General features: G+C 22.0%; 7 protein-coding genes. 3 read left to right on the top strand and 4 right to left on the bottom strand.

Annotated elements, in window-relative coordinates; all coding sequences use genetic code 11:
• The 4 genes from X274_RS06210 to X274_RS06195 are packed head-to-tail and all read right to left on the bottom strand — an operon-like array spanning position 1 to position 5113.
• Complete coding sequence (locus X274_RS06210) at positions 1-1896, bottom strand: hypothetical protein (RefSeq protein ID WP_047265947.1); 1896 nt, start codon at positions 1894-1896, stop codon at positions 1-3.
• 5 nt (positions 1897-1901) lie between these two features.
• The gene (locus X274_RS06205; RefSeq protein ID WP_047265946.1) at positions 1902-3260 is read right to left on the bottom strand and encodes a hypothetical protein; all 1359 of its coding nucleotides are present in this window, start codon (positions 3258-3260) and stop codon (positions 1902-1904) included.
• Positions 3232-4209 (bottom strand): AAA family ATPase, encoded by a 978-nt coding sequence (locus tag X274_RS06200; RefSeq protein WP_047265945.1) that lies wholly within the window; start codon positions 4207-4209, stop codon positions 3232-3234. The genes X274_RS06205 and X274_RS06200 overlap by 29 nt, the downstream gene beginning before the upstream one ends.
• The gene (locus X274_RS06195; RefSeq protein ID WP_047265944.1) at positions 4202-5113 is read right to left on the bottom strand and encodes a hypothetical protein; all 912 of its coding nucleotides are present in this window, start codon (positions 5111-5113) and stop codon (positions 4202-4204) included. Before X274_RS06195 ends, X274_RS06200 begins: the two co-directional genes overlap by 8 nt.
• Before the next feature lie 572 nt (positions 5114-5685).
• Here X274_RS06195 and X274_RS06190 point away from each other — a divergent pair.
• From X274_RS06190 to istB, 3 genes are all read left to right on the top strand, one after another.
• Positions 5686-6015, top strand: a complete 330-nt coding sequence (locus X274_RS06190) for a hypothetical protein (RefSeq protein ID WP_197073329.1) — start codon at positions 5686-5688, stop codon at positions 6013-6015.
• Positions 6016-6427: 412 nt separating this feature from the next.
• A complete protein-coding gene (gene istA / locus X274_RS06185) occupies positions 6428-8044 on the top strand; it encodes an IS21 family transposase (RefSeq protein WP_052913210.1) in 1617 nt (538 codons plus the stop codon).
• Entirely contained in the window at positions 8041-8814 is a 774-nt protein-coding gene (gene istB / locus X274_RS06180; protein WP_047265942.1) for an IS21-like element helper ATPase IstB, read from the top strand. The genes istA and istB overlap by 4 nt, the downstream gene beginning before the upstream one ends.
• Positions 8815-9146 lie beyond the last annotated feature (332 nt).

Raw genomic sequence — 9146 nt, 5'->3', positions numbered from 1 at the left:
TTATCCCTCTTTTAATTTGTTATTTAAATTATCTTCCAAATTTCTATATAACTTCTCTATATTAATTAAATTTGAAATCAATAATTCTAAATCATTTGACAACTTTTTCAATTCATTATTATAAGCGTTCTTCTTATTCTCCACATCTTCTTTTATCTGGTTTAATTTTTTTGTTATCTCTTTATAATCTTTTAAAACTTTCTTATATTCATTCTTTGATAATGTCTCTATTTTTTCTTCATTAATTTTTTCATTAATAAGTTTATTGAAATCTTCTATATTAAAAACTAACGAATTAACTAAATCTAACATACTACTATCTTCAAAATAGTTTCTTATATTCTTTTCTACTAAATATATATCTTTAATAAACAAATCTATTTTTTTCTGTGCTTCAAACATCATATTTTTTATTTTGTTTCTACTCTGTTCCCATTTTTCAATAGCGCTATTTATTTCAAAATCAACATTATTAACTATATCATTAAATAATCTTTCAAGATTTTTATCTAATTCCATTTCATATTTTACAGGTTCTTTAGCATTAATAATATCTTTTATATATGCTTCAAAATTTTTAGGATTTCCAAATTCTGCATATTTTTTAATAAATTCTTCTACATCTATACCCAAATCCTCTTTTACAAAATATCCAAAAGTTTGAAAAAACTTATACCTATTATCTAAAATTAAAAAATAATTATCTTCACTTATCATATCTAAAATATAATTTTTATTTGATATTTTTCTTATAAACTTCTCAAAAAGTTCTTCATTTTCGGAAAGATTTAACTCAGGAATTAATTGGTAATTATGGGGTACTAATATTCTTAATTTTTCTGTTGAATAATTTTCATCTTCAAAAAATCTATATAATACTGAATTTGGTATAAGATATTCAGGACCATAAAAGAAATAATAATATTTATACTCTTCAAATTCATCTTTTGTTTTAAATAAATAAATTTTCATTTTTTTTATATCTTCAGTATTATATAATAAAAATAAATAGTAAATATCACTAAACTTCTCTTCTTCAATAAAAAATCCACCCATGCTTGTATAATCCAAATTTCTTTCGATTTTATTTAAAATTCTATTAATCATTCTTAATTCTTTTTCTAATTGTCGTTTTCTATTTTTTAACTCTATATAATTTGAATTTATTCTTTTACTTTTTACAAGATGAATATCTAATTCTACATTAATAAAATTATTGCTCAATTCTTCAAATTCAATTTTCTTTGAAAAATTAAAATCTAAAAAATTATATATGTCTTCAAATTTAAAATTATCAACAATCATATTATTACTTTCTATCAAAATAATTTTATCATTCATTAAAAAATCATAATTATAAACTTTATAACCTTCTTCGACAAAAACCTTACATGCATTCTTTTTACCAAAATCATATTGCTTATAAATAACGTAATAAAATTCTCTATATTCATTCCTTAAAGTATTTAAAAAGAGTATCAAAGATAAATTATTATTCAACTCATTTATTAATATATAATATTTATCTTCATATTTTGATAATTTTATTTTTTCATTTGTTAAAATAACAATTTTATTTAAAATTTTTTCTATTATTTCATAATTTTCGTTTGAAATAATAACTTTTAAAATTAAATTATTTTTGTATTTTGCATATTTTGACTTTATTAATTTAGGCTTTAATTTATTCATTAATTCATTTATCTTAAATTCTAAACAGTTGTTTTCTTTTTTTTGAGATAAATAAAAATATTCAAAATTATCATCTAAAGAATTTTTAAAAAGATTAAATCCAATAATACCTTTTTTTTCATTTGTAAAACATACATATATATCACTGTCTTGATTATATTTATACATATTTAAAAACTCTTCTATATTAATTATTTCATTCATTTTTATCACCTGTTTTCTATAATATTTAAAGTTACAAAATTCAACACCCTTAAAATTAACTCTTTTAAATTCACTAAATCTCCTGTATTAAATAACTTTTTTTTGAAATTAAATAATCTATATATTTCAAGATTTAAAAAATTGTCTATATTAACTTCTATATTTTTTTTATTTTCTACTGCAATCATCATATTATAATTATTAAATCCTTTTTTAATCATCAATTGTTCATAATATATATTCTTCTTTTCTAAATCCGTAAATAATATGTTTATATTTATATTATATTTAGAGTTATCAAAATACATCATATCTTTATCTATTTCTAAAACAAAAAAATCAGGTACATATTCAATCAAAAAATTATTTTTAAAATCTTCATAAGATTTCATATAATTAAACTCAGTTATTTCAAACTTTCCAGAATGAATATTTAAAACAAATTTCACATTGTTATTTATTAACAATTTATTATAGAAAAATTCGTTGATTAGATTATAAACAATAAATAAAAATATTTCCTTAAACAATGTAATAGAAAAAAATTTTTTTTCACCTATTGAAATAAAATTATCTTCGGTAACATCAAAATATAAATTAATTTTAATATTTTTGTTTTCCTCCAATTGACCTGAATAATTGAAAGTCAAAAATTCATTCCTTGCCAAAAGATAATTAAAAATTTCTTCATTCCCTCTTTCGAAAAAAGCATAATATGATGGTAATAATTTTTTTAAATCATCAAAACTAGAAATTTTTCTAATCCCTTCTACATTTTGATTCATTCTATTATCAGAATCTAAATAAGTCTCACTAATATCCTTTTTTATTTCTAAATATTTAAAATCCGGATTTATATCATAAAATTCCATATTAGAATTAATCAATATATTTTCTGTTAACCCAATGTTTTCTTTTTCAAATAATAATATAAAATAGTCTAAATAATTGTTTTTTTTCATTATTGTTTCTTCTATCTTTTCCTTATAATCACTTTTGTAATTTCCATAAATATTAACTATTTTAGATATATTGTTTTCATTTACAATCAATAAATCTCCGCCTAAATCTCCAAAAAAATAATTGATAATCTTTGAAATAACAACAAAAGTTTTTTTAGGAACAACTTTTTCATTAAGTTTAATACTGTTAATATCATTAAATAGTCTTATCAAAATATTTGATTTATTTATATTCAAATCATAATTTCCATAAATCATATATATATATAAATTATAAGCAAGATAAACAGCCCCATTTTCTGCTGCTTTGATTGTTATTAATGAAAAAATATTAATCAAATATTTTTTCATTAGTTTATTTTTTTTTATTAAATCAATAAATAAATTCTCTTTCAATTTCATATTTTTGCTCCTCATGATCAAATATTTTTGTTAAAATAAAACTCGCATCTTCAAAATCTAGTTCTATTTTCAATGATTCTCTCCTTATCATAGAATATGCGATCATCATTTTTATATAATACTTGATATTTCTATCAGAAATAAATATTTCTTTATCACTTCTTAAAATATGTATATAATCCAAAAAAGTTTTTATTATTTTCATATTTTTATTATATCTTCTTAATTTAGGATAATAATTAATAATATATTTGTTTATTTCTTTAGAAAATTCTATGCTGTCAAAGTTTAAATCTTTTTTATTAGAATTACTTTTTATACTATCAGATTTTTTTTCAATAAAATATTCTTTTTCAATTATAAATTCTTTATCTAATAAATTCATAAATTGAGACCTCTCAATATTCTCAACTAATACTCTTATTGGAAATCTATCATAAAAAGCTTTTAAAAAAGGATCTGTAGGGGTATGATTAGTTGCTCCATATATTACAATTAAGTCATTCAATTTTTTATACATATCTCCTACTAAAAGTTTTTTTTCATTAATAATAGTTAACAACGAATTTAAAATCGCGGAATTGGCATTAAACACTTCATCCAAAAAAACAACTTTTGCTTCAGGGAGTTTGTTTTTAGTATTAATAATATATCTTCCATTCTTCAATTCATTTATGTCTAAAGCCCCTAAAATTTCAGATGGTTCTGTAAATTTCGTTAGTAAGTAGTGAAAATAGCCATTTTCACTATCAAAACCCATTCTTCTACAAAATTCACCTATTATAAAACTTTTCGCTGTTCCTGGTTCTCCAACAAGTAACACATTCGTATTAGTAATAAATCCCGCTGCAATTGTATCTATAACTTCATCTTTAGAAATAACAATTTTTTTCATTTCATTTATTTTTTCAACAAATTGAATAAATTTAGAATTCAATAGTTTATTCATAATTAACTCCTTTCTGATTATAAGATATTAATTCTTTAAAATACTTATTCTTTATTTGTGGCAAAGGTGGATTTTTAAATAACAAATCCCAACGGCTTTTTAAAATTTTATCAAAATTATATTTTTCCTCAATTTCAAAAATATCTTTTAAATAGCTATTATAATCAATGTTTAATTCTTCATTTTCTTTTATTTCTTCTGTGTATTTATTTATTAAATTATTCAAATGTTTATTTTTTATAATAGTTATTAAAGTAAATAATATATAATAGTCTAAATTGCTTAAATTAACATTAATTAATGTTTTACTAAGGAATTTATAAATATAATCTTCATCTTTATCTTTCTCTTTTAATTGACTATATATAAACATTGTTGGATTCACAATAAACGATTTATTATAAAAATTCTTTAAACTATTTAAAATAACAGCTTTTTTTTCTTCTTCTAAATTATCAAACTCAATTAATGGATTTTCATTGCTAATGAGAAAATAAATAAAAGAAAAATATTTATTTTCTTTTAAATACTTACCCCAAAATCCTAGATTGTTTAAAAGTTTTTTTATTAAAAATGCATATTCAAAATCCGTAATTTCTAAACAATCTATTTTTACACCTAGAAAATCCAAATAAATTCCAAAAAGAAAATCATAACCTATGTTAGATTTTCCTACAACATTTTCATACATATTTACAAAAATATAATTATCGCTAAAAATATAATCATAAATTTTTTTTTGAAAAACAGGTGAGAAAGTAAGAACACTTTTATTAATATATAAGATATTTTTAAAAAGAAAATTTGGAAGAAAATCGAAAGATAATTTATTTTCTTTTTCGTAAAATAAAAAATCATATAAATGATTTTCAAAATTCATTAAAATTTCTTTATATCTAAGCATAATATCCCCCAATTAATAAATTTTCCTAATTATTATAACATAAAAAGTATTTTTTATAAAATATTTTTTTACTTCATCATTATACTTTTTTATTAAATTGTTATTTTTTTATTAATTTTATAAATTTATTAAATAAGATAAAATTATATATTTTTAATCCTCATACCTAATAGATAGATTAAAAATCCATATATAACGCTATAATTAATCTAAATTTTTTCCACTACTATCAAGGAACAACTAATTTTCTTACAACTATAATTCTATTTGACTATTTAGAGCTTTTTACTCATTTTTTAATTCTTATCATTAGCATATAACAAACATACTTCAGCAATCATCAATTTTGATAAAATAGTTAAGTTTGAAAAACAAATACTAAACTGAAAAAGACATTGTTATTGGCAGTATTAAATACAAAGTTATACAAGAAACTAATAACGCTCTAATTTCAATAAATGAGATTCACATCAAATGGACTACCGATACAAAAGTAACATGGTTAGTTTCATCCAAATGGATATTCGGAATTGGAATCAAAGAATCATTAGCATCAAGATTAAGCGCTGACTATGATGGAGATAAAATCAATATCACAAGAGCAAAGAAATTTGATGGTGATTATCTCCCATACCTTAGATAATAAATTAGTTTTCAGAGAATGTAACGAAGAAAGAGTGGACTTGAATATATTAAAAAAAGAAATAACCACTCTTTTCACAGAAATAAAGAATATAGAAAAAGCAAGTGTGGTAATTTCCAAAGGTTTAATTATTTTCAACCTATACACAAAAATCAGGGTAAATAAAAAGTTGGCTTTTCAATATACAGTTGCATATTTATTGAAAAAGCAAAACACAGCGAGTATATTCTATCAAAAATGTCAGGAAAAATCAAGTTGAACAATCATAGCTTAGCTAAAGTAAAAGCTATTGTATTTGTATTTGGCAAGTGGATAGATAACGAATGGAAAGCAAACAAAAAATACATAAATAAATTCGTCGATTTCATTAATAACGTCAGAATTTGATATAGAGTTTATTAAAGTCGAAAACGAAATTTTTCTAAACGCCTTAGAATTATATAGAAGAAGAAAAAGGAAGGAATTAAGAAGTGGGCGGTAAAACGCTCGTTTTCTTTTATAATACAAAAAATAAAATTACTTCTATCTCTTTCAGAGAGTAGTTCCCTTCCGAGATTTATGAAGATATTGAAGATGAACTCAAAGAAAAAGTTAAGTTTCTATCTCTTTCAGAGAGTGGTTCCTTTCCGTGTATATTATATAATAATAGTACACCAGTCTGGAATTGAAAAATGGTCCATAGTGAAAAAAATATGGTAAACTCTTCTCAAGAAGAAAAGAGAGGAGTTGAAGAAAGGATGATACGAATGGACCAGAAAAAAGAAATAATATTAATGTATTTTAGAGAAGGGAAGTCACAAAGAGAAATAAGTAGGATATTGGGAGTAAATCGAAAAACAGTGGCTAAATACGTCAAAATGTATGAAGAAGCGATGGAAGAATATGAAAAAGTGGGATCGAAACGAACACAAGAAGAATTGGTAGAAAAAATAGTTGGAAAACCAAAGTATAACAGTTCAAACAGAAAACCAAGAAAAGTAACAAATGAGTTAGTTGATAGGATAAAAGGATTCATAGAAACAAATGAAATAAAAATTCGAAACGGTAAAAGGAAACAAATAATGCCAGTAACTCAAATGTATGAAATAATACACGAAGAAGGATATGACGTTAGCATAGGAACAGTGTATAACGTTGTTAGGAAAGAATTATTAAGAAGAAAAAATGAAGGATATATTAAACAAAAATATAAACCTGGAGAAATTGTTGAATTTGATTGGGGAGAAATAAAAATAGCAATTAAAGGAACGAACAAAAAAATTCAAGTTGCGGTATTTACATTTGCATATAGTAATTACAGATATGCAATATTATATGAAAAACAGAATATGGAAAGTTTCATAGATGCACACATAAAATTTTTTGAATATATAAAAGGAGTAAATCATACAATTGTATATGATAATATGAAAGTTGCAATTAAAAAGTTTGTGGGTAAGAATGACCGAGAAATAACAGATGATCTATCAAAACTATCAATGCATTATAAGTTTCATATTCGATTTTGTAATGTAAGAAAACCAAATGAAAAAGGACATGTTGAAAAAAGCGTAGATGTAATAAAAAAAAGAGTATTTTCAATTAAAGATGAATTTGAAACTTTAGATGAAGCAAAGCAATTTTTAGAAATGAGAATAAAATATTTAAATGAAAATATGAAAAATAAAGATAGGGTAAGCCCAAAAGAAATATTTGAGAATGATGAGAAACCAAAACTCATATACAAACCACCAAGATATGCGTATTCAATAATAAAAGATGCATATGTTGATAAATATTCAACAATAACAATAAATAATTGTCATTATTCAGTACCAACAGCATATGTGGGAAAATGGATAAAGGTTAAATTATATCCTGAAAAGATAGTAATATATGATGGAAGAGCTATAGAAGAACATGAAAGGGTATATGGAAATAATATATGGAAAATAAAAATAGAACACTATTTGGGATTATTGAAAAGAAAGCCTGGTGCATTGCATAATAGCTTAGCACTGCATCAGGCACCACAAAAAATAAAAACTATTTACCAACACTATTTTATCACAAAACCTAAAGAATTCATAATGTTATTGGAATATATATATGAAAATAAAATAAATGTTGGAGAAATAGAAGAAATATTAAAAAAATTAGAACAATTAAGTCCAAAAGATATAAGTTTTGCAAAAGTAAAAATATTATATGAAAATAAAAGAATAAATAAGAAAATAGAATATCATGGAGCAATTGAAGATTATTCAAGAAGACAACTCATTAAATTAAAAGAGATGATCAATTCATGAAAAATAAAATAAATAAAATATATGAAGAAATAGAATTATATTCAAAAGAATTAAAACTATCCAGACTGAAAGTTCATTTTAAAGAATATATAAAAGAAGCAGAAAATACAGAGATAAGTTATACAACTTTTTTACATGAAATATTAAAAAAAGAATATGAAAGACTACTAGATTCACGATTAAAAAGCAGAATAAGATTAGCAAATTTTCCACAAAAAAAATATTTAGAAGATTTAGAAATAGAATATTTACCCCAAGATGCGAGAAAAAAATTAAAATTAATATCATCATTAGAATTCATAAAAACAAAGCAAAATGTAATTTTGTATGGAAATCCAGGTACAGGTAAAACACATCTAGCTATTGGTATTGGAATGAAGGCCTCTATCGAGGGATATAAAGTATTATTTACAACAGTTCCACAGTTAATCATACAATTAAAAGAATCGAGGTCCTCAAAAACGCTGAGAACGTTTCAGAATAAATTTGGAAAGTATGACCTTGTAATATGTGATGAATTGGGATATATATCTTTTGACAAAGAAGGAGCAGAATTGTTATTTTCATTATTGTCATTAAGAGCATCAAGAAAATCAACAACAATAATAACAACAAATCTATCTTTTGAAAGATGGGAAGAAATATTTAATGATCCAGTACTCTCTGCAGCAATGATTGATAGGCTAACTCATAAGGCTTATATGATTAATATGAATGGTAATAGTTATAGGTTTAAAGAAACAGAGGAATTCATTAATTCTTTAAATTAAATATTTATCAATTGACTTACATCAATTGTTAGAAAGAAATTATAATGCAATAACAATTATAATAATAACCTACAAATAAAACCAAAAATCAAAAGCGGTTAAAATAAAAACATGTTAAACTATAAAAAACTAAAAATTGCAATAATAACAATAATAACAATAATAATAATATCATGTTAGAACAAACTAAATCAAATAAATTCAAAACAAATAAAATTAAGTTAAATCAAATAAAATCAAATAAAAACAAGTAAAAATCAAACAATTGAAAGGAGGTATAATTCTTAACCAAAATTTAATACTATTCAAAACATTGATGTATTAAACATTTT

This window comes from Marinitoga sp. 1155 (assembly GCF_001021175.1).
Classification (GTDB): Bacteria; Thermotogota; Thermotogae; order Petrotogales; family Petrotogaceae; genus Marinitoga.
This window is presented reverse-complemented; position numbering and strand designations above follow the sequence as displayed.

Coding starts and splice junctions, on each gene's coding strand:
- istA (WP_052913210.1), top strand. CDS start 6,428: ATGGTCCATAGTGAAAAAAATATGGTAAACTCTTCTCAAGAAGAAAAG.
- X274_RS06195 (WP_047265944.1), bottom strand. CDS start 5,113: ATGCTTAGATATAAAGAAATTTTAATGAATTTTGAAAATCATTTATAT.
- istB (WP_047265942.1), top strand. CDS start 8,041: ATGAAAAATAAAATAAATAAAATATATGAAGAAATAGAATTATATTCA.
- X274_RS06200 (WP_047265945.1), bottom strand. CDS start 4,209: ATGAATAAACTATTGAATTCTAAATTTATTCAATTTGTTGAAAAAATA.
- X274_RS06205 (WP_047265946.1), bottom strand. CDS start 3,260: ATGAAATTGAAAGAGAATTTATTTATTGATTTAATAAAAAAAAATAAA.
- X274_RS06210 (WP_047265947.1), bottom strand. CDS start 1,896: ATGAATGAAATAATTAATATAGAAGAGTTTTTAAATATGTATAAATAT.
- X274_RS06190 (WP_197073329.1), top strand. CDS start 5,686: ATGATGGAGATAAAATCAATATCACAAGAGCAAAGAAATTTGATGGTG.